Below are 22976 nucleotides of genomic sequence, written 5' to 3'. Positions count from 1 at the left end.
GTCAGATCTCGTCGATCGACGAGGACTCGAAGCGGCTGGAGATGTTGATGCCGAGCTCTTCGGCGGCGCGGAAGGCCTCGTCATCGGTGTCGCGGAGGTTGACCTCCGTGCCGTCGGCCGAGAGGACCTCGACGTTCAGGCACAGCGACTGCATCTCCTTCATGAGCACCTTGAAGGACTCGGGGATGCCGGGCTCCTGAATGTTCTCGCCCTTGACGATCGCCTCGTAGACCTTGACGCGGCCGACGATGTCGTCGGACTTGATCGTCAGGAGCTCCTGCAGCGCGTAGGCGGCACCGTAGGCCTCGAGGGCCCACACCTCCATCTCACCGAAGCGCTGACCGCCGAACTGCGCCTTACCACCGAGCGGCTGCTGGGTGATCATCGAGTACGGACCGGTCGAGCGGGCGTGGATCTTGTCGTCGACGAGGTGGTGCAGCTTCAGGATGTACATGTAGCCGACCGAGATGGGAGCCGGGAAGGGCTCGCCCGAGCGACCGTCGAACAGCTGGGTCTTGCCCGAGCTGCCGATGAGACGCTGGCCGTCGCGGTTGAGGTTCGTCGAGTCGAGCAGACCGGCGATCTCCGCCTCGTGGGCGCCGTCGAACACGGGCGTGGCGACCTTCGTGCCGGCGGGGGCCTCGAAGGCCTCCTTCGGCAGGTGCGCGGCCCACTCCGGGGTGCCCTCGACCTTCCAGCCCTGCATGGCGATCCAGCCGAGGTGCAGTTCCAGCACCTGACCGAAGTTCATGCGGCCCGGGATGCCGAGCGGGTTCAGGACGACGTCGACCGGCGTGCCGTCGGCGAGGAACGGCATGTCCTCGACGGGCAGGATCTTCGCGATGACGCCCTTGTTGCCGTGGCGGCCGGCGAGCTTGTCACCCTCGGTGATCTTGCGCTTCTGGGCGATGTAGACCACGACGCGGCGGTTGACGCCCGAGCCGAGCTCGTCGTCGCCGTCCTCGGCGTTGAACTCCTTGACGGCGATGATCGTGCCCTGCTCACCGTGGGGAACCTTGAGCGACGTGTCGCGCACCTCGCGGCTCTTCTCGTTGAAGATCGCGCGGAGCAGGCGCTCCTCGGCGCTGAGCTCGGTCTCGCCCTTGGGCGTGACCTTGCCGACGAGGATGTCACCGGGACGAACCTCGGCACCGATGCGGACGATGCCGCGCTCGTCGAGGTCCTTCAGCAGGTCGGGGCTGACGTTGGGGAGGTCACGGGTGATCTCCTCCTTGCCGAGCTTCGTGTCACGCGCGTCGACCTCGTACTCCTCGATGTGGATCGAGGAGAGCGTGTCGTTCTTGACGAGGTCCTGGCTGAGGATGATCGCGTCTTCGAAGTTGTGGCCCTCCCACGTCATGAACGCGACGAGGAGGTTCTTGCCGAGCGCGAGCTCGCCGTTCTCCGTCGCCGGACCGTCGGCGATGACCTCGCCGACCTCGACGCGGTCGCCGGCCGAGACCACGACGCGCTGGTTGTAGCTCGTGCCCTGGTTGGAGCGGTCGAACTTACGCAGGAAGTAGTCCTGCGTGCCGCCCTCGTCGAGCTGCACGGTCACGACGTCGGCCGAGACCTCGGCGACGACACCGGCCTTCTGCGCGGTCAGCACGTCACCGGCGTCGACGGCTGCGTAGCCCTCCATACCGGTGCCGACGACAGGCGAGTCGCTGCGCAGCAGCGGCACGGCCTGACGCTGCATGTTCGCACCCATGAGGGCGCGGTTCGCGTCGTCGTGCTCGAGGAAGGGGATGAGCGAGGTCGCCACCGACACCATCTGGCGCGGCGAGACGTCCATGTAGCCGATCTCTTCGGCGTGGAAGAGGTCGACCTCGCCACCCTGGCCGCGACGGGCGAGGACGCGGTCGTTCGCGAACGATCCGTCGGCCTTCAGCTCGACACCGGCCTGCGCGACGATGTAGTCGCTCTCCTGCGAGGCGGTCAGGTAGTCGATCTCGTTGGTGACCTTGCCGTCGACGACGCGACGGTAGGGCGTCTCGATGAAGCCGAACGCATTGATGCGCGCGAACGACGCGAGCGAGCCGATCAGACCGATGTTCGGGCCTTCCGGCGTCTCGATCGGGCACATGCGGCCGTAGTGCGAGGGGTGGACGTCACGGACCTCGACGCCGGCGCGCTCGCGGGACAGACCACCGGGACCCAGCGCCGACAGGCGACGCTTGTGGGTCAGACCCGCGAGCGGGTTGTTCTGGTCCATGAACTGCGAGAGCTGCGACGTTCCGAAGAACTCCTTGATCGCGGCGACGACGGGGCGCACGTTGATCAGGGTCTGCGGCGTGATGGCCTCGATGTCCTGCGTGGTCATGCGCTCGCGGACGACGCGCTCCATGCGGGACAGACCCGTGCGGACCTGGTTCTGGATGAGCTCGCCGACGGCGCGGATGCGGCGGTTGCCGAAGTTGTCGATGTCGTCGACGTCGAGACGGATCTCGGCCGGCTTGCCGTCGCGGATACCCGGGAGCGTCGCGTCGCCGCGGTGCAGGGCGACGAGGTACTTGATCGTCGCGACGATGTCGGCGACGGTGAGCACCGAGTCGCTGGGCGCGGCATCGAGACCGAGCTTCTGGTTGATCTTGTAGCGACCCACCTTCGCCAGGTCGTAGCGCTTCGGGTTGAAGTAGAAGTTGTCCAGGAGCGCGCGGGCGGCCTCGGCGGCGACCTGCTCGCCCGGACGGAGCTTGCGGTAGATGTCGCGGAGGGCGTCTTCCTTGGTGAGGATCGTGTCCTTGCTGAGGGTGTCCTCGATCGACTCGTAGCCGGCGAACTCGTTGAGGATGTCCTCGCTGGACAGGCCCAGCGCCTTGAGGAAGACGGTGACGGACTGCTTGCGCTTGCGGTCGATGCGCACGCCGACCTGGTCACGCTTGTCGATCTCGAACTCGAGCCACGCACCGCGGCTCGGGATGACGCGCGCCGAGACGATGTCCTTGTCGCTGGTCTTGTCGGGCGTCTTGTCGAAGTAGACACCGGGCGAACGCACGAGCTGCGACACGACGACACGCTCGGTGCCGTTGATGATGAAGGTGCCCTTGCCGGTCTGGAGCGGGAAGTCGCCCATGAAGACCGTCTGGGTCTTGATCTCACCCGTGAGGTGGTTCATGAACTCGGCCTCGACGTACAGCGGGGCGGCGTACGTCTTGCCGCGCTCCTTGCACTCCTCGATCGAGTACTTCTCGGGCTCGAGGTACGGGTTCGTGAACGAGAGCTGCATCGTCTCGCCGAGGTCCTCGATCGGCGAGATCTCCTCGAAGATCTCCTCGAGACCGCTCGTGCTGGGAACGTCGGTGCGGCCGGCGGCCTGAGCGTCGGCGACGCGGGCCTTCCATGCCTCGTTACCGACGAGCCAGTCGAACGACTCCGTCTGCAGCGCGAGAAGGTCGGGGACCGTCAGCGTGTCGGAGATCTTGGCGAACGAGAGGCGGGATGCTCCGCGACCGTTCTTCGTGGTGGTGGTGGAATTGGTTGCGTTGCGCGCAGCAGCCAAGGGGATTACCTCCGTGAGCCCGGGCAGGGCGGGTTTTCCTTGTCGTCAGGTGAAACGCATCCCGTTCCAAGCCTGCAACACGCGCCATCGCGAAGCGACGGGGCTGCAGGCACAAGCCGACCACCATATGAGGGCATGGGGATTGGGAGCGCAACTACCCACTATAGGCCGCGCGACGCGCCATGTCCAGTCGGATTCTTGACCGAGTGCGTACGCTGCGGTATAACCGCGCGATGACCGGGCGCACGGCCCGTCATCGAGCCGCCGGTGCCGCCCGGCGTCAGCTCCAGGCCCAGGATGCCAGCACGGCATCCGTCACGGCCTGGCGGTCGACATCCGCGACGTCGGGACTGAAGGAGAAGGTGACGATGAAGGTCTGGTCGTCGCTGTTCACGTAGAACTGCTCGATCAGGTAGGACGTGTCGCCGGACGCGAGGTTCGCGGAGATGTGCGCAGCCTCCTCGCCTGCCACCGTGACGCGCGGCTCCACGCTCACGTCGGTCGCGCCGCCGCCCTCGAGTTCGCCGGGACCGGCGCTCTCCACCTGGTCGAGCTCGACCTTGCCCGCCGGCGACAGGATCACGTTGACGTTGTCCGCGAAGCCGTCGGCGTCGTCGAGGTCGGCGGCGAGGCTGTCGGCGTCGAAGCCCTCGATGGGTCCCGGGTCGCCCCAGCCCTCGGGCACCGCGAAGCTGTATCCCGTGCCGCTGATCGTGTCGCCGTCGGCGGGTTCGACGGCGGGTGCCGACGAGATGGGCGTGGGTTCGGCCGGCCCGTTCGTGCCCGGCGACGTGCACCCCGCGAGGGCGAGCGAGGCCGCGATCGTGACAGCGGCGAACGGAAGGGCGAGGGGAGACAGACGCGACATGCCCTCCACTCTATGAGTCCGCTGTGGCTGCGCCCACCCCCGGGCGTCACCGCGCGTGGCGGAACCGCACGCGTGTGCCCGGCCGCGCCTGGGCGAGCCGGTCGCGCGTCGCGTCGGTCACGACCGCCACGACCGGGTATCCGCCCGTCACCGGACCATCCGGCCCGAGGATCACCGGCCGGCCCGACGGCGGCACCTGGATGGCGCCCGGGAGCATCCCCTCGCTCGGCAGCTCCCCCGGCCGCGTCCGCTGCAGGACCGGACCGTCCAGACGGATGCCGACACGATCGGCGTCGCCCGACACCGACCAGACGGTCGTGAACAGAGCGGTCCGCGACGCCTCGTCGAACCAGTCCGCGCGCGGCCCCGGCGCGACCTCGACCTCGATCACGTCGTCGTCCGGCGGCCCCCACGGCAGAACGTCGGCGGGCGGGACGGGGGCCACGGCATCCGTCGCCAGCGCCAGCTCGTCACCGGTCCGCAGCGGCGCCGGACCGAGGCCCGCGAGCGTATCGGTCGACCGCGAGCCCACGGCGCGCGGCGCCTCCAGCCCCCCGCGGATCGCCACGTAGGCACGCACCCCGCGGGCGAACAGATCGAGATGCAGCTCCGCACCGGCCGGCCAGCGCTGCGCCGCGTAGGGGTCGACGTCGCGACCATCGATTCGGATGGGCCCCCACGCTCCGGCGACGGCGAACCACAGGTCGGTGAGCGCCACGGCTCGGAGGCCGCCCATCGTGACCTCGATCCCCGCGGCACCCTCGTCCGTGCCGACGAGGCGCAGCGCGGTGCGAAGAGCGGCCCGGTCGGCGGCGCCCGACGGGGACACGCCCTCCGAGGCGTGTCCGGGACGGCCCTGGTCCTGCACCGTCGCCCGCAGACCCGGCTCGACGATGCGCACGGCCGGAGTCGCCGCGGTGGGGCGCGGGGGCACCGCGGGCTGCGGGGGCACCGCGGTGCGCGGCGCGGCGGGACCCGCCGTCGAGAGCTGCTCGCGCATCCGCCGGAACCGCACGCGCGCGCCCGGCGACAGGAGCGCGGGCTGCGCGGCATCGGGGTCGAACAGCGTGGCCGACGTCGTGCCGATCAGCTGCCACCCGCCCGGCGTCTCCCGCGGATACGCGCCCGAGAACTCCGCGGCGAGACCGACCGCACCGGCGGGAACCCGCGTGCGCGGGGTCGCCAGGCGCGGCACGTCGAAGGGCCAGTCCTCGCTCACCAGGTACCCGAACCCCGGCGCGAAGCCCGTGAAGGCGACGTTCCAGAGGGCATCCGCGTGGCGGGCGGCGAGCTGCTCCGGGGCGAGTCCGATCGCCGCCGCGACGCCCGCGAGGTCGGCCCCGTCGTAGCGGATCGGCACCTCCACCTCGGGCGGCGGCGCCACGGCATCCGTCCCGCGCTCAGCCTCGGCCGCGGCCGAGATCCACGCGCGGGCCGCACCCACCATGAGCACCCGCGGATCGACGCGGACGAGCACGGTCCGAGCCGCCGGGACGACGTCGACGACACCGGGCGGGCGGGATGCCGTCAGCCGCCGGTGCAGGTCGAGCACGGCCTCGAGCGAACCCACCTCGGCCAGCACCGCCGCTTCACCGAAAGGGTGCAGCGTGGGCGTCACCACGGGGAGCGCACCTCGACGCCGGCGGCGTCCAGCGCCGCGCGCACCGACCGGGCCATCGCGACGGCGCCCGGCGAGTCCCCGTGAAGGCAGAGCGAGGCCGCCGGCGTGCGCACGAGCGTGCCGTCCACCGCCGCGACGACGCCCTCCCGAGCGAGGCGGAGCGCGCGGTCGGCGACCAACGCGGGGTCGTGGAGGAGCGCGCCCGGGTCGGTGCGCGGCACGAGGCGGCCGTCGGGCCGGTAGCCCCGGTCGAGGAACGCCTCGTGCACGAAGGGGAGACCGGCATCCGCTGCGGCACGGACGATCTCGCCGTCCATCCCCAGCACGGGCACCGCGCGGCCGAGCCGCTCGGACAGGTCGGCCACCGCACCCGCCACCGCGCCGGCCGCGCCGGCGTCGGCCGAGACCGCGTGATAGAGCGCGCCGTGCGGCTTGACGTACCGGATGTCTCCGCCGCACTCCCGGAGCGCGTCGAGCTGCGCGGCCACCTGTGCGCGGAGCGTCGCGGGCTCGACGCGCTGGGCGATGCGGCCGAAGCCGGCGCGGTCGACGTAGGAAGGATGCGCCCCGACGGCGACCCCGCTGAGCCCGGCCCGTCGCACCGCTTCACGCATGGACGCGGCGTCGCCGGCGTGGCCGCCGCACGCGATGGACGCGCTCGAGACGACGGCGAACATGGCCGCGTCGTCGGCCGTGGGGCGGCCGTCGACGGTCTCGCCGAGGTCCGCGTTGAGGTCGATCACCGCCATGAGGCCACGGTACCGGCGCGCGCGCCGCCATAACTCCGGAGATCCGCGAGACCGGCAGCCGCGGATACGCGACGCAGCAGCGTCCGTGGGCGACGCGGGCCCGAGATTCCGGAGTTATGCTGGCGCCTCGCCCCATAGCCCGGGCGTAGGCATCGGGCCAAACAGCGTGACAACTGCACAGCGTGACGACTGCACAGTGTGGCGGCGGCGGCGCGTTACGACTGCGTAAAGACCGCGACGCGGACCGTGCGCGGCGACCCGCCGCGGGGCAGGATGGTCGCATGTCCCTCCAGACCCGCCCGGCGGCAGCGACGCCGCTCCTCCAGGTCCGCGATATGGCCGTCGACTTCCGCACGGTGGGCGGTGTGGTCAACGCGGTCGAGGCCGTCGACCTCGAGATCGCCGCCGGCGAGACCGTCGCGATCGTCGGCGAGTCCGGGTCGGGAAAGTCGACCACGGCGATGGCCGTCATCGGCCTCCTCCCGGGCAACGGCAAGGTCGTCCGGGGCAGCATCACGCTCGACGGGCAGGAGCTGGTGGGCGCATCGGAGTCGAGGATGCGGAAGGTCCGCGGCGCCCAGATCGGCCTCGTGCCGCAAGACCCGATGTCGAACCTGAACCCCGTCTCGAAGATCGGGACGCAGGTCGCCGAAACCCTCCTCGCGCACGGCTTGGCGACGACGAAGGACGTCGACCGCAAGGTCGTCGAGACGCTCGCCGCGGCGGGGCTCCCCGACGCGGCGGAGCGGGCGAAGCAGTACCCGCACGAGTTCTCCGGCGGCATGCGGCAGCGTGCGCTCATCGCGATCGGACTCGCGTGCAATCCGCGGCTCCTCATCGCCGACGAACCCACGAGCGCCCTCGACGTCACGGTGCAGAAGACGATCCTCGACCAGCTCGACCGCATGACGACCGACCTCGGCACATCGGTCCTGCTCATCACCCACGACCTCGGCCTCGCGGCCGAGCGCGCCGCCCGCGTCATCGTCATGAACCGCGGCCGCATCGTCGAACAGGGCCCCGCGCGCCAGATCCTCGAAGACCCGCAGCACGCCTACACGCAGGCGCTCGTGAAGGCGGCGCCCTCGGTGGCGGTCGCCCGCCTGCGGCCCGAGGTGTTCCGCACCGATGCCCGACCGGCGACGGAGAGCACCGCCACGGACGCGCCGACGACACGGGATGCCACGGCGCCCGCCCGCGTCGACAACATCGTCGAGGTCGAGAACCTCACCAAGGTGTACAAGATCCGCGGCAAGAAGGAGGACTTCACGGCGGTGTCCGACGTCTCCTTCGCGATCCCGCGCGGCGAGACCGTCGCGATCGTGGGCGAATCGGGCTCCGGCAAGACCACGACGGCGCGGATGCTGCTGAAGGTGGTGGAGCCGACGTCGGGTGCTCTCCGGTTCGAGGGACAGGACGTCGCGACGCTCAAGGGTCGCGCGCTCCGCGAGTTCCGTCAGAAGGTGCAGCCCATCTTCCAGGACCCGTACTCGTCGCTGAACCCCATGTTCACGATCGAGCGCATCGTCTCGGAGCCGCTCGACTTCTACAAGCGCGGCTCGGCGAAGGAGCGCGACGCGCGTGTGCGGCAGCTCCTCGACGACGTCGCCCTCCCCCAGACGATGCTGCGCCGCTACCCGTCGGAGCTCTCGGGAGGACAGCGCCAGCGTGTCGCGATCGCGCGGGCCCTCGCGCTCAACCCCGAGCTGATCGTGTGCGACGAGCCCGTGTCGGCGCTCGACGTGCTCGTGCAGGACCAGATCCTCACGCTCCTGCGCGACCTCCAGTCGGAGTACGGCCTGAGCTATCTCTTCATCTCCCACGACCTCGCCGTCGTGCGCCTCATCAGCGACTACGTGTGCGTTATGAAGGACGGTCAGCTCGTGGAGGCCGCCTCCAGCGAGGAGATCTTCACGAACCCCCGCGACCCGTATACGCGGCGCCTGCTGGCATCCATCCCCGGCAACGAGCTCGACATCGCGGTCTGACGCGCCAGGTCGCAGCCGACACCGTCACGCCGCGAGATGCGGGCGGATGCCGGTCAGCGCGCGCGGGTGCGAGGGTCCATGGCCTCGCGGAGCGCCTCGCCGAGCAGCGTGAAGCCCAGTGCGGTGACCGAGATGCAGATGCCGGGAAGGAACGCGAGCCACGGGGCGATCGCCAGTTCCGCCTGCGCGTAGGTGAGCATGCGTCCCCACTCGGCGGTCTGCGGAAGGCCGCCGCCGAGGCCGAGGAACGACAGCGCCGCCGCATCGATGACGGCTGTCGCCAGCGACAGGGTGCCCTGCACGATGACCGGTCCGACCGAGTTCGGCAGCACGTGACTCATCGTGATGGTGCCGCGGCCGAGGCCGAGGGTCTGCGCCGACAGCACGTAGTCCGCCGATCGCTGCTGCAGCATCGACGCACGAAGCAGGCGCGCGAACACCGGCACCTGCGAGGCACCGATGGCGATCATGACGGCCGTCTGGGACTGCCCGAGGATCGCGGCGATCGACACCGCCAGCAGCAGGTTCGGCACCGAGAGCAGGATGTCGACGAAGCGCATGATGACGTTGTCGACCCACCCGCCGAACATGCCCGAGAGGAGCCCCAGGATCATCCCTCCGAGGAGGCCGAGAGCCGTGGAGATCACACCGATCATGAGGGACGCCTGGGCGCCCCAGATGAGCTTCGACAGCACGTCGCCGCCGAACCGGTCGAGCCCCAGCGGGAACTCGGCGATCTCACCGGGGCCGGGGATGTGCGTCGGCGTGATGTATCGCTGGCCGGGGAGCTCGGTCGGCCCGAACGGCGCCAGCAGCGGCGCGAGAGCGGCCACGAGCAGGAACAGCAGCACGATGACGGCGCCGACCCACGCGGACGGGTTGTGGCGCAGCCGCGCGAAGACGTCGCGCCAGAATCCGCCCTTGGTCTGCGTGTTCAGCACCTGACGCTCGGCGGCGTCGTCGGCGGGGCCGCCGCCCGGCGCGGGCGGGAGGATCGCGGAAGTCATTGGACCCTCACTCTCGGGTCGATGACGCTGTAGGAGACGTCGACCAGCAGGTTGATGAGCGCGTACAGCACGGCGATGAAGAGGATGAACCCCTGAAGCACGGGGAAGTCCCTCGTGAAGATGGCGCGCGCGAGGAACGATCCGATACCGGGGAAGGCGAACACCGTCTCGGTGAGGACCGCGCCGGAGATGAGGAGTCCCGTCTGCAGACCGATGGTCGTCACGACGGGGAGCATCGCGTTGCGGAGGATGAACCGGCCCCGCAGCGTCTGCCGCGAGATGCCCTTCGCCATGCCCGTACGCACGTAGTCGGCGTTCTGCACCTCCAGCACCGACGCCCGTGTGATGCGGACGATGATCGCCAACGGGATCGTCCCGAGGGCGATCGCCGGGAGGATCAGGTGGAGCACGGCATCCCAGGCCGCGTCGAACTCCCCGGTGAGGAGCCCGTCGAGCACGTAGAAGTTCGTGTAGTGCGTCGCGTCGATGCGGGCGTCCTGGCGACCGTCGGACGGCAGCCAGCCGAGCTGCACGGCGAAGACGTACTTGAGGATGAACGCGAGGAAGAAGACGGGGATCGTGATGCCGACGAGGCTGAGGGCGACCGCCGAGTGGTCGCTCCACTTCCCGTGGCGCCGCGCGGCCCAGTAGCCGAGCGGGATGCCGACGCCGACGGCGATGATCATGGCCGCGACCGACAGTTCGATCGTCGCGGGGAAGCGGCGGGCGAACTCTTCGATGACGGGACGGCCGGTCTGGATCGAGCTGCCGAAGTCGCCCTGCAGCAACCGTCCGAGCCACGTCACGTACTGCTCGATGAGGGGCCGGTCGAAGCCGTAGAGCCGATTGATCTCGGCGACCGCCTCCGGAGTCGCCCGCTCACCGAGGAGGGCGACGGCGGGACCGCCGGGCAGGGCGCGGACCCAGAAGAACAGCAGGATCGTGAGCCCGAGAAGAGTGGGGATCAGCAGCAGGATGCGCCGACCGATGGTGCGTAGCACGGGATGCGACTCCAGTGGGGTGGGGAGGTGACGCGGATGCCGCGACCGGGTGCGCCGGTCGCGGCATCCGCCGTTCGGGCCGTCTTACTCGGACAGCACGATCATGTTGTACACCTCGTCCTGGACGGGGCTGGCGGGGTACTCCGTGACGCGCGCGTCGAACGCGAGCGTGGGCACGGGGTGGGCCAGCGGCACGCCCGGGATGAACTGGGCGATCTGCTCGTTGATCGCCTCGTAGGCCGGAACCTGCTCCTCTTCGGTCTTGAGGCCACGGGCCTCGGTGAGCGCCGAGAACAGCTCCGGGTTGTCGAAGCCCCACTCGTTCGTCTCGGCGCCGAAGAAGACGCCCACGAAGTTGTCCGGATCGTTGTAGTCACCCGTCCAGCCGAGCAGGTGGATGCCGTGGTCGGATCCGCCCTGCATCCGGTCGAGGTACTCGCCCCACTCGTTGGACTCGGCTGTGATCTTCACGCCGACCGCCTCGAGCTGGCTCTGCAGGTTCGCGAAGATCTGCTCGGGGTTGGGCATGTACGGACGCGAGATGTTCACGGGGTAGTTGAAGAGGATCTCGAGCGGGTTGGACTCGTCGTAGCCGGCCTCGGCCAGGAGCGCCTTGGCGGCCTCCGGGTCGTAGTCGTACGTCGTGACGTCGGGGTTCCAGCCGATGACCGAGTCGGGCATGAACTGCGTCGCCGCGACCGTGCCCTCCGGCAGCACCTGCGAGATGAGCGCGTCCTTGTCGATCGCCTGCGTCAGCGCCTGGCGCACCTTGATGTCGTCGAGCCCCTCGGCGGCCTGGTTGAAGGCGAGGTAGAGGACGTTGAACGGCGCACGGTTGACCAGGTTGAAGCCGGCATCCTCGAGCGCGCCGAGGTCGGCGGGAGCTACGAGGTCGAAGCCGTCGATGGAGCCCGACTCGAGCGCCTGACGACGGGCGGTGGTGTCGCCGATCACCTTGAAGATGACCTTCTCGACCTGGCCCTGCTCGCCCCAGTAGTCGTCGTACACCGAGACGGTGGCCTCGGCGCCCGGCTCCCACGAGTCGAACTTGAACGGGCCGGTGCCGGTCGGGTGACCGGTCGCGTACTCGCTCTGCGTCGGAGCCTCCTCGGTGCCGCCGACCTCGTCGGCGTTGTACTCCTCCAGCGCCGTCGGGCTCTGGATCGCGAACGCGGGAAGGGACAGGGCGGGGATGAAGCCGGCGAACGGCTGCGTCAGCGAGATGACCACCTCGGTGTCGCTCGTGGCCTCGCACCCGGCGTAGATGGAGGTGCCGGTGTCGGCGTAGCCGCGCATGAGAGCACCCCAGTAGTACGACATGCTCGCGCTCTGAGCGACGCCCGTGAAGTTGTTCTGCCGGTCGAAGTTGAAGCACACCGCGTCGCCGTTGAAGGCGCTGCCGTCGTGGAACGTCACGCCCTCCTTGAGCTGGAACGTGTAGGACAGTCCGTCTTCGGACTGCTCCCACGACTCCGCCAGGAGCGGTGCCGGGTCGGCGGTACCCGGCTCGACGCCGACGAGACCCTCGAAGATCTGGCGCGAGATGCGGAACGACTCGCCGTCGCTGGCGAACGCGGGGTCGAGGCTCGACGGGTCGCCGGACGCGCCGAACACGAACGTCGTGTCGACGTCGCTGGGAGCCTCCGACTCCTCCTGACCACGCTGGCTGCTGCAGGCCGTCAGCACGAGGCCGCTGATGGCGACCGCCGTGACGGCGGCCAGCGCACGCCTTCTCGAAGTGAAGAGCATTGTGGACCTTCCGTTGTACGAGCCCGGCATGGGGCGCGGGCATGCGCCGCCGGGGATGCGATCGACGCTACCTGTGAACCGGCTGAGCAACGGTTACACCTTTGTCTCGATCCTGTTTCGTCGTCCGGGCTACCGTGGAGGCATGGCGCGGGCACGGATCGAGGAGGCGGGACCCTCGGCGCGCCTGTCCGACGGAACGCTCGCACGCGTCGTGCCCAGCCGGTTCGCCGGCGGGTGGGAGCTCGACGTCGACGGCACGCCGCAGTCCCACGTCGACCTCGACGACCCCACCCATCTGCACTTCGAGTACATCGCCCGCATGGCAGCCGTCATCGACCTGCTGCGGATGCCGGGGCAGCCGCTGACCGCCGTCCACCTGGGTGCGGGCGCCCTGACGCTCCCCCGCTACGTCGAGCACACCCGGCCCGGTTCGCGCCAGCAGGTGATCGAGCTCGAGCAGGCGCTCGTCGATCTGGTGCGGGAGAACCTCCCCCTCCCCCGCGGCGCCCAGCTGCGGGTGCGGATCGGCGACGCCCGCGACGTCGCCGGACGACTTCCGGCCGGACTGCGGGGTGCCGCCGACCTCGTCGTCTCCGACGTGTTCGCCGGCGCACAGACACCCGCCCACCTCACGACTGTCGAGTACTACCGCACGCTGGCGAGCCTCCTCGTCCCGACCGGCGTGCTGCTCGTGAACGTCGCCGACGGCGCGGGTTTGGCGTTCGCGCGCCGTCAGGTGGCGACGGTGCGCGCCGTGCTCGAGCACGTCGTCGTGCTCGCCGAGGTGCAGACCCTCAAGGGGCGACGCTTCGGCAATCTCGTCGTCGCGGCCTCCGCCGCACCGCTGCCGACCACCTGGCTCCCGCGCCTCATGGCGGCCGGGCCGCACCCCGCGAAGGTGGCGCAGGGAGCGGAGCTCGACGAGTTCGCGCGCGGGGCCCGGGTGAGCGTCGATGCGGATGCCGAGGCGTCGCCGAAGCCCGCGGCATCCGTCTTCGATCGGTGATCCGGCGCGCCCTCGCGATGTTCGCCGAGTGACGGGTGAGACTGGAGGGGCGAACCGCGCGGCATCGGAGGGAGACACGGTGAGCTACATCCTCGGATACGACCCGGACACGCTGCGCGAGAAGGTCGACCCGCGTCGCTGCAAGGAGCGCCTGAGCGAACTCGGCGATCAGCGGAGCCTTCCCGCGCTGCTGGAGCGAGTGTGGCTCCTGAAGGTGCTCGACCGGCTCGAGGACGCTCTCGTCGTCTCGGAGCAGTCGGTGCGCGTCGCCCGCATGGGCGGCACCCGCAAGGACCTGCTGCGCGCCCGCATCCTGCACGCGACCGTCATGCAGTTCCGCGGTGCCTACGCCGCCGCCGTGCAAGAGCTCACGACGTGCGCCGAGGAGGCCGAAGGCCAGCGCTGGGCGGCGCTGGCGGCGTTCGCCTACCAGCACCGCGGCAAAGTGCACTACGACGCCGGAGACTTCGCCGGCGCACGCGCCGACTTCAAGCGCGCGCTCTTCCTGCGTCAGGAATCGGGCGCGCCGGAAGAGCAGCTGGAGTCGACGCTGCTCGCGATCGAGGCCGCCGACCGGCGCCGCACCGCCGTCGCATCCTGAGTGTCCGCGGCCCGACGTACACTGCCCGCATGACCGATCTGCTCGACGTCCGTCGCGACGCGGAAGCGCTCATGTCGGCGCACCTCGATGCGTCGTGGACGTTCGCGTTCGACAACGCCAAGCGCCGCGCCGGTGCCTGCGACTACACGCGCCAGCGCATCACACTGTCGCGGTACCTCTCGGCGCGCTACGACGCCGAGACCAACCGGCAGACGATCCTGCACGAGATCGCGCACGCGCTCGCGGGTGCCCGCGCGGGCCACGGCGTCGCTTGGAAGCGGGCGGCGCGCGCCATCGGCTACACCGGCGGCGTCACCCACCGCGGCGAGACGGCGACCGAGCTCGCCCCATGGGTCGGGGTATGCCCGGCCGGACACGTCGCGTACCGCCACCGCCGCGCCTCCCGCCCGACCTCGTGCGCGAAGTGCTCGCCGCGCTTCGACGACCGCTACCTCTTCTCCTGGACACGACGCGAGATCACGCGAGCCACGCGGGTCGCGGCCATGACTCCCCGTTGACCGGGGGCGGGACTCGGCGTTTCGACTCGGCGCTGCGCGCCTCGCTCAACGACCGGGGGACCGGGGGAACGGGGCGCGGGCGGGGGTCAGGCGGCGGTGAAGGTGCCGTCGCGCAGCGCGACGGCGACGGCGACCGCATCCGTCTGCGCCGCATGCAGCACCTCGTCGCGGGCTTCGCGGTCGAGGAGCTCCTGACCCGACCCCGACGCCGTCAGCAGATGACGCACGGCGCCGCGGAGGCCTCGGAACGACTCGCACGCCGCCGCCGCTTCCGGAGAGGTGTGATCGACGCCCAGCGCTCCGAGGGCGTCGACGACGGCTCCCGCCCCCAACTGGTCCTCGACCGCGAACCGCAACGCGGCATCGGCATCTCGGGAAGCGAGCTCGCCGGCGGCGATCACGGCGATGCTCGTACGTCCCCCGCGCCGCACCTGCTCCGCGAGGACAGCGCGCGCCGTCGCCGCCGCATTGCGCAAGCACCCGAGGAACACCGTCGCGCCCGCGGCCGCGGCGTGAGCGGCGACCGCCGCGCCGTTCAGCGACACCGCGTGCGCGGCTCCGTCGAACGGCACCGACTCGCCGGCGCCGACGCGGTCGGCGACCGTGGTGCTGAAACGCAGCACGTCGACCACCACGACGACGTCGGCAGGGGCGAGCCGGTCGAGTCCGGCGGCGCCCCACTCGAAGCGGACCTGATAGCGGGACTGGTCGAAGGGGGAGCTCACCGTCCCAGGCTAGGGGCCTCCGCCCCGGACCGCGGACGGTGCAAGACTGAGGCATGCGCATCCTGCTGAAGACCGTGCTCGACTGCGACGCAGACGCCGCGTGGCGGGCGCTGCACTCTCCCCGCGTCGTCGCCGAACTGTACGGGCCTCTGCTCGAACTGGAGCCGATGGCATCCGGCGGCCTGCCGACCTCGCTCGAGCCCGGCACCGACGTCCCCGTGCGGATGATGCTCGCCGGCGCCGTGCCGCTCGGCGCGCAGCTCATCCATGTGAGCGACCGGCGCACCGAGACGGCCGAAGGGCCCGTGCGCATCTTCCGCGACAGCGGTATCCCGCTGACGGGCCCCCTGGCATCCCTCGACGTGTGGGACCACCAGATGGCCGTGTCGGCCGCGCCCGGCGACCCGACGCGCACCCTGTGGCGCGAGCGGCTCGTGATCGGCGGACCGACCGCCGCCGCCCTGTGGCCTGTCCTGTGGACCGTCTGGCAGTGGCGAGCCCTGAGGCTGCGGCGCCTCGCACCGACCTGGGCGCACGATCCCGAAGCGGAATCGGCCCCCGTGGCTGCACCCGGCTCGGACGAGCGGCGCGGCTAACTCCTTCGATCCACACGCCGATCCGCGTCCCCGGGGGCTGCGGGCCGGGTTCTCGCCCGGATCGAAGGAGTTCGCCACGCGGCAGACGCGACCCCGCGCGGCGGCCGCGGCACCGGCCCCTACTCGGCGAGCACCTCGACGGGGGTCGCGCGGGTCGCGAGCCGCGTCGGCACGACGGCCGCGATGAGGGTCAGCACCGCGGTGGCCGCGACGACCACGAGCGTCGGCCCGACCGGCACGGCCGGCAGCACGAGCGTGGGCGCCTGCCACAGCGGCGGCATCGGCACCGACCCGAGCACCGACTGCGCCGCCACCCACCCGTAGGCCGTGCCCAGCACGAGCCCGAAGGCGAGCGCCGTCACCGTCACGTGCGTCGCCTCGAGGAGCACCATGCTGCGCACCTGACGGGCCGTCAGCCCGAGGGCCCGGAGGAGTCCGAGTTCCCGACGCCGCTGCACGACGCCGATCGTGAGCAGGTTCACGAGCCCGACCGCGGCGATGACGGCACTCACGGCGACAAGGGCCATCATCACCCCCGCGAACGAGTCGACCATCTGTGAGAAGTAGAGGTCGGGCTCTCCCCCGCTGGATGCCGTGATGAGCGCCTTCGCCGACTCCGCCGCCACCGCGAACATCGTCACGAGCGCGACGCCCATGACGACGCCGATCGCCATGCGGCTCGACCGCTCCGGGTAGCGGAGGGCGTTCTCGGCCGCGAGTCTCGCCGTCGCCGAGCGACCGAACAGCCGTCCCGTCAGGCGCAGGAGCGGGGGCATGATGACCGCCGCCGCCAGCGTGAGCGCCGTGAAGGAGAACAGCCCGCCGAAGAAGGCGACCACGACGCCGAGGGGGCTCAGCAGCCCCAGCAGCAGTCCGCCCACGAGCAGCAGGATGCCGAGGGCACCGAGCACGACGGTGACCGCGTTGCGGCCTCGGTGCGCCGAGACGTCCTCGTGCGTCTGCTCCACCGACCCGCCGAGCGCCTGGAGCGGGGTCACGGTGAGGACGCGCCGCGAGCCCGCCCACGCCGCCGCCCAGGTGGTCAGGGTCACCGCGACCGCGGGTAGGACGAGGGTCGGCTGGAGGACGTCGTAGGCGACATCGCCGCCGAGCGCACGGCCGAGGATCGGGATCGCGACGGCGGTCGCCGCCGTACCGAGCACCAGTCCCGTCACCGCGCCGATCGCTCCCACGATGAACCCCTGCGACGCGATCTCCGTGCGCTGCGACCGCGCCGAAGCACCGATGAGCCGCAGCAGGGCGATCCGCCGGGTGCGCCCGGCGACGATCGTCGCGAACGTGTTGGCGGTGACGATCGCCGCGACGTACACGGCGACGGCCAGTAGCAGCATCCCCAGGATGCCGACGACCACCGCGAGCGTGTCGGACGTGCCGTACGTCGGGGTGGCGAGCATGGCCGCACCGATGTAGCCGGTCGCGCTGATGAGCGCGACGCCGAAGGCCGTCGAGATGGCCGCGACGAGGATCGTCGCCCCCATCCCGCGTTCACGCAGCCACGCCAGTCGACCCGCACCCCGCGCGACGGATGCCGTCATCGGCATCCGTTCCGCGACCGCGGTCATGCCGTCACCTCGGCGGCGAGCATGTGGGCCGAGATCTGCTCGGCGGTCTGTCGAGGCTTGTCGGCGACGACGCGTCCGTCGCCGAGGAACACGACGCGGTCGGCGTACGACGCGGCGACCGGGTCGTGCGTGACCATCGCGATGGACTGGCCGTGTTCGCGGCTGGCGGCCGCGAGGAGGGCGAGCACCTCGCGGCTCGAGCGCGAGTCGAGGTTGCCGGTGGGCTCGTCGGCGAAGACGAGGTCGGGGGCCGTGGCGAGGGCGCGGGCGATCGCGACGCGCTGCTGCTGACCGCCGGACAGCTGGTGCGGGCGGTGCCGCAGGCGGGGCCCGAGCCCGAGGGTCTCCACGAGCCCGTCGATGCGCGCGCGCTCCAGCGCCGAGGGGCGGCGCCCGTCGAGGTCGAACGGGAGCATGATGTTGCCGATCGCGTCGAGGGTGGGCACGAGGTTGAACGCCTGGAAGACGAAGCCGACGCGGCGCCGTCGGAGGATCGTGAGCTCCAGGTCGGAGAGCCCCGTGATGTCGGTGTCGCCGATCCAGGCACGGCCCGACGTCGGCGCGTCGAGGCCCGCCATGATGTGCATGAGCGTGGACTTGCCCGAGCCGGACGGTCCCATGACGGCGGTGAACTCGCCGCGGCGGATGCCGACGGTGACGGCGTCGAGGGCGCGGACGCCGCTCTCGCCTGCTCCGAAGCTCTTGGTGAGGTTCTGCACTCGCGCCGCGAGGCCCAGGTCTGTGGTCGTGATCTCCATGACATCGACGTTATGGATCGCCTGTGCGTGGGCGCGTCGTCCGTCCGTCGCGATCACCTACATCGGAAGGATGATCCCGCCTGCGCGCGGGGAGGAGGCGCGGCTCAGGCGAGCCCGTGCTCGAAGGCGAACACCACGAGCTGCACGCGGTCACGGAGACCGAGCTTGGTGAGGATGCGGCTGATGTGGGTCTTCACGGTCGCTTCCGAGAGGAACTCGCGCGCCGCGATCTCGGCGTTGGACAGCCCGCGCGCGGCGAGCGCGAAGATCTCCCGCTCGCGGTCGGTGAGCGCGGCGAACGCGGGCGGGGGAGCCTGCACGGTGTCGCCGAAGTGCGCGAACAGCTCCCGCGTGGCCGCGGCGGCGATGACGGAAGACCCGGCGTGGACGGTGCGGATCGCCGCGAGCAGGAACTCGGGGTCGGCATCCTTCAGGAGGAATCCGCTCGCGCCCTGCCGGATGGCGCGCGCCGCCGCTTCGTCGAGGTCGAACGTCGTCAGCATCACGACGCGCGGCGGCTCGTCGCCGAAGGACGGGTCTGCCAGCAGCTCCGCGGTGGCGGCGAGGCCGTCCATCAGCGGCATCCGGATGTCCATCAGCACGACATCGGGGCGCTGCGCCCGCACGACGCGGACGGCTTCGGCGCCGTCGCCGGCTTCTCCGACGACCTGCAGGTCGGGCTGTGAGTCGATGACCATGCGGATGCCGGCACGGAACAGGGCCTGGTCGTCGACGAGGACGACACGGATCGGGGCGCTCATGCCGCAGCCCCGATCGGGACGGTGGCGCGCACGGTGAAGACGTCGCCGTCGAGTCCCGCCTCGAACGTGCCGCCCACGAGCTGCGCGCGCTCCCGCATGCCGATGAGGCCGTGCCCGCGCCCGTCGCCGGGGGCCGAGCCGGCGGAGGCGGGGTTGCGGACGATCAGGCGCACGCGGTCAGGATGCCACGACAGCCCGACGTCGACGGCACCTCCCGCGCCGTGTCGGAGGGCGTTGGTGAGAGCCTCCTGCAGGATCCGGTACACCGCCAGTTGGGCCGCGGCCGGCGGCTCGGCGACAGGGGCGGGGTCCACGTCGACCCGCAGATCTACCCCGGCGGCGCGGACGTGCGCGTAGAGCTGCTCGAGATCGGCGAGGGTCGGCTGCGGGCCCGGTCCTTCGCTGTGGCGCAACTGCGTCAGCAGCATGCGAACGTCGGCGAGGGCGGAGCGGGCGGCCCCGGAGATGGCGGCGAGCGCGTCGGTCGCGGCGTCGGGATTGCGGGCGGCGGCGTAGCGGGCGCCGTCGGCCTGCGCGATCACGACGGCGAGCGAGTGGGCGACGACGTCGTGCATGTCGCGGGCGATGCGGTTGCGCTCCGCCTCGACCACGGTCTCCGCTTCAGCCCTCTCCTGGGCGCGTCGGTTCTCGCGTGCGCGCAGCGCCGTCCTCACCAGCGCACCGACGGTCCAGGACAGGAGCAGGGCGAGCGCGGCACTGAAGAAGACGGTGATCCCGACGATGAGATTCGCCTCGATGGCGCCCATGAGGCTCCATCCGCCGCGGATGAGCGGCGGGACGATCAGGTAGGCGGTGATCGCGACCGCCCCGACGACCGCGGAGGCGAATCCGACCCAGAACAGCGTGCGCGTGCCGTAGGCGGCGGTGACGTACAGGATGCCGAAGATCGCGACGTTGGCCGGAAGCGGCGGGAGCCCGAAGCTCATCTGCACGAGCGCGAGCACCCACGCGAGAGTGAGGGCGAGCGGCGGCGACCACCGCCGGATGCCGAGTGCCACCGAGAATCCGGCCGTGAGCACGACGGCCGCCACGACGCTCGCGGTCGTGTCGACGCCGTTCCAATAACCGTAGGGCAGGACGGTGAACAGGACCGTGCCGAGGAAGAACAGCACGGCCACGACGATGTCGACGGTCAGCTGGTATCGCTCGAGGGGACGGAACACCCTTCGACGCTACGCGAGCGCGGTGCCTGACGGCATCCGTCGGGGGATGTATCCGCGGCGCCGACCGGGATGCCGCGCGTCAGGTGCGAGCGGGGTGGAGGGGGCGCCCCTCGAAGAACGTCTGCAGCACGACGGTTGTGCGGGTGCTGACTGACGCGGCCGCGCGGATGTCGCGGATCAGCTCTTCCAGGGCGCGCGGCGTGGCGACCCGGACGAAGAGCATGTAAGCCGCGACGCCGGCCACCGAGTGGCACGCCTCGATCTCGTCGAGGTGCGCGAGCATCTCGGGGGCGTTGTCGGGCTGGGCGGGGTCGAGCGGCGTGATCTCGATGAAGGCGGCGAGAGGCTTGCCCACCGCCTCGGGGTTGATCGTGGCGCGGTAGCCCGCGATGGTGCCGTCCGCTTCGAGTCGCTTGAGCCTCGCCTGGACGGCGGAGACGGACAGGCCGACAGCGGCCGACAACTGGGAGAGGGTCGCCCGCCCGTCGCGAGAGAGGGCGCGAACGATTCCCGCATCGACATTTGTGAGGGTCATAGGTCGAAAACTACCGGAAGATTTCCTGCCGTCTATTTATCCTGGCGGAACTTCTCTCGTAGAATTCGGGGAGCTCGCGGCTCGGCGCTGCGACACGTCGCTCTGATCGGAGGTTCACCATGTCCCTGACCGCACCCGCCCGCAAGGTCGTCATCGGAGAACCGGAGGTCGTCGAGGACGGCCGTGCGATCCCCGAGCAGCCGGCGTGGCTCGCCCTGAAGGATGCCGCGACCGCTCTCCAGGAGCTGCAGGCGCAGGACGGCTCCGTCCCCGAGGCCGACGCGCACGAGGAGGCGCGCGCCTACGTCGAGACGATCGTCCTCGCCATCCGCGCGCTCGCCCCGCTGTTCCCGCACGACGCGGAGTACCTCGCGGCGAGCGTCCATGATTTCCAGCGCTGGGTCGACGGCGGGTTCGGCGTGCCCGACTTCCTCGACTCGCTCACCGCGTTCCAGCCGCAGCAGCATCGGGTCGACGGGCTCACGCACCTCGTGGTGTTCCCGATGTACACGCAGAACGGTTCCCGCAACCGCTACGTCGAAGCGGTGCTGGTCGAGGTGATCTGGCCGGAGTTCATCGCGGAGTTGGAGAACACCTACACGAACAAGCTCTTCGTCTCGCTCCGGCTCCTCGACTTCACGCCCGGTTACGACACGAACTCCGCCGTCCTGTTCCCCGAGACGGTCGCCATGCGCGAGATCCCGACCTTCACCTGGGGCGCGATCTTCCAGGACCGCGAGGCCGCCCGCTACCGGCGCGTGGTGCGCGCGGCATCCGAGATCACGAAGCTCGACCTGCCCGACGACGCCGCGCGGATGCTCGACGACCAGGCGCTCACCGAGAAGACCTTCGTGATGTGGGACATCATCCACGACCGCACCCACATGCGCGGCGACCTGCCCTTCGACCCCTTCATGATCAAGCAGCGGATGCCGTACTTCCTCTACTCCCTGGAGGAGCTGCGCTGCGATCTCACCGCCTTCCGCGAGTGCGTCGCGATCGAGCAGGAGCTGCGTGCGCGTACGGAGCTGTCGGACGTGGAGGCCGAGACGCTCGAGCACGCGAAGCTCGTGCAGTACGCCGTCATCTTCGATCGGATCTTCCGGTTCTCGATCACCGGCACCCGGGTGCGCAACTACGACGGCCTCGGCGGGCAGCTGCTCTTCGCGTGGCTGCACCAGCGCGGCGTGCTCCACTGGACCGACACGGCCCTCGCCTTCGACTGGGATGACGTGCCCGCCGCGGTCGTCGCCCTCGGCGACGCGATCGACGAGCTGTACTGGAAGTCGATCGACCGCCCGAAGGTCGCGCATTGGCTCGCCGCCTATGACCTGGTGCGGCAGACCGTGACACCCCATCCCGCCTCGGTGTGGAACCGCGGGCTCCCCGACGAGGTGCTCGCCGGCGCTCCGAAGGGGTACACCGACGCGGTGCTGGACGACGAGTTCCCGCTGTCGATGTTCTTCGAGGCGTTGGAGAAGAAGATGCGTGACGTGATCGCGTCGACGTCGGGGATCACCGGCGCCGATGCCTGACGAGACGGTCACGTCTCAGACGCGGGACGTCGGGGGCCGCCTCGTGCTCGTGGCGGGGGCGACGAGCGACAGCGGGGAAGCGGCGACGCGTGCGCTGGTGGGGGCCGGCGCACGCGTGGTCGCCGTGGGGCGCGATGAGGAGCGCCTCGCGCCGCTGGCGCGACTCGGCGCTCGGACCGCGGTGTGCGATCTCACCGACGAGCATGCCGTCGCCGCGCTGGCGGCCCAGCTGGCGGCGACGGGCGGGCACGTCGACGGCATCCTGCACCTCGTCGGCGGCTGGCGCGGCGGTGGCGGCGTCGCCGGGCAGACCGACGACGACTACCGCTTCCTCGAGCAGTCGCTGACCGCGTGGCGGCACACGTCGCGAGCCTTCTGGGGCGACCTGCTCGCTTCGTCGGCCGCGAGGATCGCCGTCGTGTCGTCGACGGCGGTGGCGCGGCCCCTCGCCGGAGGCGCGAACTACGCGGCCGTCAAGGCGGCCACCGAAGCGTGGACGCGCGCGCTCGCGCAGGGCTTCGCCAAGACCGCACGGGATGCCAGTGAGCCGCTGCGCGCTGCCGCCGTCGTCTTCCGCGTGAAGAGTCTGGCCGGAAGAGAGGCCGATCTCGCGGCGGCGTTCGTGGACCTGTGGGATGCGCAGGCGGATGCCGTGAACGACACGGTCATCACTCTCGCCGACTGAGGCG

Annotated in this window: 20 protein-coding genes; 7 read left to right on the top strand and 13 right to left on the bottom strand. The window is 70.8% G+C overall.

What is annotated here, in order from left to right; genetic code table 11:
- Position 1: 1 nt before the first annotated feature.
- The 4 genes from P0Y48_13945 to P0Y48_13930 all read right to left on the bottom strand — a co-directional run bounded on the left by P0Y48_13945 (position 2) and on the right by P0Y48_13930 (position 6740).
- Positions 2-3502, bottom strand: coding sequence for a DNA-directed RNA polymerase subunit beta (locus P0Y48_13945; GenBank protein WEK13540.1), 3501 nt, complete (start codon positions 3500-3502; stop codon positions 2-4).
- A 280-nt stretch (positions 3503-3782) separates the two neighbouring features.
- On the bottom strand, positions 3783-4370 hold the full coding sequence (locus P0Y48_13940; GenBank protein WEK13539.1) for a hypothetical protein: 588 nt from the start codon (positions 4368-4370) through the stop codon (positions 3783-3785).
- A 46-nt stretch (positions 4371-4416) separates the two neighbouring features.
- Positions 4417-5991 (bottom strand): 5-oxoprolinase/urea amidolyase family protein, encoded by a 1575-nt coding sequence (locus P0Y48_13935; protein WEK13538.1) that lies wholly within the window; start codon positions 5989-5991, stop codon positions 4417-4419.
- Entirely contained in the window at positions 5985-6740 is a 756-nt protein-coding gene (locus P0Y48_13930) for a LamB/YcsF family protein (protein WEK13537.1), read from the bottom strand. Before P0Y48_13930 ends, P0Y48_13935 begins: the two co-directional genes overlap by 7 nt.
- A 281-nt stretch (positions 6741-7021) precedes the next feature.
- On the opposite strand from P0Y48_13930, the gene P0Y48_13925 reads away from it, so the two are divergent.
- The gene (locus tag P0Y48_13925; GenBank protein ID WEK13536.1) at positions 7022-8728 is read left to right on the top strand and encodes an ABC transporter ATP-binding protein; all 1707 of its coding nucleotides are present in this window, start codon (positions 7022-7024) and stop codon (positions 8726-8728) included.
- Positions 8729-8781: 53 nt separating this feature from the next.
- Here P0Y48_13925 and P0Y48_13920 read toward each other — a convergent pair whose 3' ends face one another.
- The 3 genes from P0Y48_13920 to P0Y48_13910 all read right to left on the bottom strand — a co-directional run bounded on the left by P0Y48_13920 (position 8782) and on the right by P0Y48_13910 (position 12485).
- Positions 8782-9735, bottom strand: a complete 954-nt coding sequence (locus P0Y48_13920) for an ABC transporter permease (protein ID WEK13535.1) — start codon at positions 9733-9735, stop codon at positions 8782-8784.
- Positions 9732-10736, bottom strand: coding sequence for an ABC transporter permease (locus P0Y48_13915; GenBank protein WEK13534.1), 1005 nt, complete (start codon positions 10734-10736; stop codon positions 9732-9734). The genes P0Y48_13920 and P0Y48_13915 overlap by 4 nt, the downstream gene beginning before the upstream one ends.
- 84 nt (positions 10737-10820) lie before the next feature.
- The gene (locus P0Y48_13910; protein ID WEK13533.1) at positions 10821-12485 is read right to left on the bottom strand and encodes an ABC transporter substrate-binding protein; all 1665 of its coding nucleotides are present in this window, start codon (positions 12483-12485) and stop codon (positions 10821-10823) included.
- A 142-nt stretch (positions 12486-12627) separates the two neighbouring features.
- Between P0Y48_13910 and P0Y48_13905 the strand changes: the two genes are divergently transcribed.
- From P0Y48_13905 to P0Y48_13895, 3 genes are all read left to right on the top strand, one after another.
- Positions 12628-13491 carry a fused MFS/spermidine synthase gene (locus tag P0Y48_13905; protein WEK13532.1) on the top strand — a complete coding sequence of 288 codons (864 nt, stop codon included), beginning with the start codon at positions 12628-12630 and terminating at the stop codon, positions 13489-13491.
- Between the two features lie 79 nt (positions 13492-13570).
- On the top strand, positions 13571-14092 hold the full coding sequence (locus tag P0Y48_13900; GenBank protein ID WEK13531.1) for a hypothetical protein: 522 nt from the start codon (positions 13571-13573) through the stop codon (positions 14090-14092).
- Between the two features lie 29 nt (positions 14093-14121).
- Entirely contained in the window at positions 14122-14610 is a 489-nt protein-coding gene (locus P0Y48_13895; GenBank protein ID WEK13530.1) for a SprT-like domain-containing protein, read from the top strand.
- Between the two features lie 86 nt (positions 14611-14696).
- Here P0Y48_13895 and P0Y48_13890 read toward each other — a convergent pair whose 3' ends face one another.
- Positions 14697-15335: a 2-phosphosulfolactate phosphatase gene (locus P0Y48_13890; GenBank protein ID WEK13529.1), complete on the bottom strand. Its 639-nt coding sequence runs from the start codon at positions 15333-15335 to the stop codon at positions 14697-14699.
- A 53-nt stretch (positions 15336-15388) separates the two neighbouring features.
- Here P0Y48_13890 and P0Y48_13885 point away from each other — a divergent pair, with 53 nt between their 5' ends.
- Positions 15389-15931, top strand: coding sequence for a hypothetical protein (locus P0Y48_13885; protein WEK13528.1), 543 nt, complete (start codon positions 15389-15391; stop codon positions 15929-15931).
- A gap of 119 nt (positions 15932-16050) precedes the next feature.
- On the opposite strand, the gene P0Y48_13880 is transcribed toward P0Y48_13885, so the two are convergent.
- From P0Y48_13880 to P0Y48_13860, 5 genes are all read right to left on the bottom strand, one after another.
- Positions 16051-17514, bottom strand: coding sequence for an FtsX-like permease family protein (locus P0Y48_13880; GenBank protein WEK13527.1), 1464 nt, complete (start codon positions 17512-17514; stop codon positions 16051-16053).
- Positions 17511-18272, bottom strand: a complete 762-nt coding sequence (locus P0Y48_13875) for an ABC transporter ATP-binding protein (protein WEK13526.1) — start codon at positions 18270-18272, stop codon at positions 17511-17513. The genes P0Y48_13880 and P0Y48_13875 overlap by 4 nt, the downstream gene beginning before the upstream one ends.
- 104 nt (positions 18273-18376) lie before the next feature.
- Entirely contained in the window at positions 18377-19033 is a 657-nt protein-coding gene (locus P0Y48_13870; protein ID WEK13525.1) for a response regulator transcription factor, read from the bottom strand.
- Positions 19030-20217 (bottom strand): histidine kinase, encoded by a 1188-nt coding sequence (locus P0Y48_13865; protein WEK13524.1) that lies wholly within the window; start codon positions 20215-20217, stop codon positions 19030-19032. Before P0Y48_13865 ends, P0Y48_13870 begins: the two co-directional genes overlap by 4 nt.
- 79 nt (positions 20218-20296) lie before the next feature.
- Positions 20297-20752 carry an Lrp/AsnC family transcriptional regulator gene (locus P0Y48_13860; GenBank protein ID WEK13523.1) on the bottom strand — a complete coding sequence of 152 codons (456 nt, stop codon included), beginning with the start codon at positions 20750-20752 and terminating at the stop codon, positions 20297-20299.
- 119 nt (positions 20753-20871) lie between these two features.
- On the opposite strand from P0Y48_13860, the gene P0Y48_13855 reads away from it, so the two are divergent.
- Together P0Y48_13855 and P0Y48_13850 are read left to right on the top strand one after the other, a co-directional pair.
- Complete coding sequence (locus P0Y48_13855) at positions 20872-22287, top strand: DUF6421 family protein (protein ID WEK13522.1); 1416 nt, start codon at positions 20872-20874, stop codon at positions 22285-22287.
- Complete coding sequence (locus P0Y48_13850) at positions 22280-22972, top strand: SDR family NAD(P)-dependent oxidoreductase (GenBank protein WEK13521.1); 693 nt, start codon at positions 22280-22282, stop codon at positions 22970-22972. The genes P0Y48_13855 and P0Y48_13850 overlap by 8 nt, the downstream gene beginning before the upstream one ends.
- The last annotated feature ends 4 nt before the right edge of the window (positions 22973-22976 follow it).

The sequence above is a fragment of the Candidatus Microbacterium phytovorans genome (genome assembly GCA_029202445.1).
Taxonomy (GTDB): Bacteria; Actinomycetota; Actinomycetes; order Actinomycetales; family Microbacteriaceae; genus Microbacterium; species Microbacterium phytovorans.
The sequence above is the reverse complement of the archived record's forward strand: the minus strand, read 5'-3'. Positions and strand labels throughout refer to the sequence as shown.

Excerpts from the sequence above, each read along its gene's own strand:
- P0Y48_13880 (WEK13527.1), bottom strand. The coding sequence starts at position 17,514 with ATGACCGCGGTCGCGGAACGGATGCCGATGACGGCATCCGTCGCGCGG.
- P0Y48_13905 (WEK13532.1), top strand. The coding sequence starts at position 12,628 with ATGGCGCGGGCACGGATCGAGGAGGCGGGACCCTCGGCGCGCCTGTCC.
- P0Y48_13925 (WEK13536.1), top strand. The coding sequence starts at position 7,022 with ATGTCCCTCCAGACCCGCCCGGCGGCAGCGACGCCGCTCCTCCAGGTC.
- P0Y48_13940 (WEK13539.1), bottom strand. The coding sequence starts at position 4,370 with ATGTCGCGTCTGTCTCCCCTCGCCCTTCCGTTCGCCGCTGTCACGATC.
- P0Y48_13885 (WEK13528.1), top strand. The coding sequence starts at position 15,389 with ATGCGCATCCTGCTGAAGACCGTGCTCGACTGCGACGCAGACGCCGCG.
- P0Y48_13875 (WEK13526.1), bottom strand. The coding sequence starts at position 18,272 with ATGGAGATCACGACCACAGACCTGGGCCTCGCGGCGCGAGTGCAGAAC.
- P0Y48_13920 (WEK13535.1), bottom strand. The coding sequence starts at position 9,735 with ATGACTTCCGCGATCCTCCCGCCCGCGCCGGGCGGCGGCCCCGCCGAC.
- P0Y48_13860 (WEK13523.1), bottom strand. The coding sequence starts at position 20,752 with ATGACCCTCACAAATGTCGATGCGGGAATCGTTCGCGCCCTCTCTCGC.
- P0Y48_13910 (WEK13533.1), bottom strand. The coding sequence starts at position 12,485 with ATGCTCTTCACTTCGAGAAGGCGTGCGCTGGCCGCCGTCACGGCGGTC.
- P0Y48_13850 (WEK13521.1), top strand. The coding sequence starts at position 22,280 with ATGCCTGACGAGACGGTCACGTCTCAGACGCGGGACGTCGGGGGCCGC.
- P0Y48_13855 (WEK13522.1), top strand. The coding sequence starts at position 20,872 with ATGTCCCTGACCGCACCCGCCCGCAAGGTCGTCATCGGAGAACCGGAG.
- P0Y48_13870 (WEK13525.1), bottom strand. The coding sequence starts at position 19,033 with ATGAGCGCCCCGATCCGTGTCGTCCTCGTCGACGACCAGGCCCTGTTC.
- P0Y48_13895 (WEK13530.1), top strand. The coding sequence starts at position 14,122 with ATGACCGATCTGCTCGACGTCCGTCGCGACGCGGAAGCGCTCATGTCG.
- P0Y48_13930 (WEK13537.1), bottom strand. The coding sequence starts at position 6,740 with ATGGCGGTGATCGACCTCAACGCGGACCTCGGCGAGACCGTCGACGGC.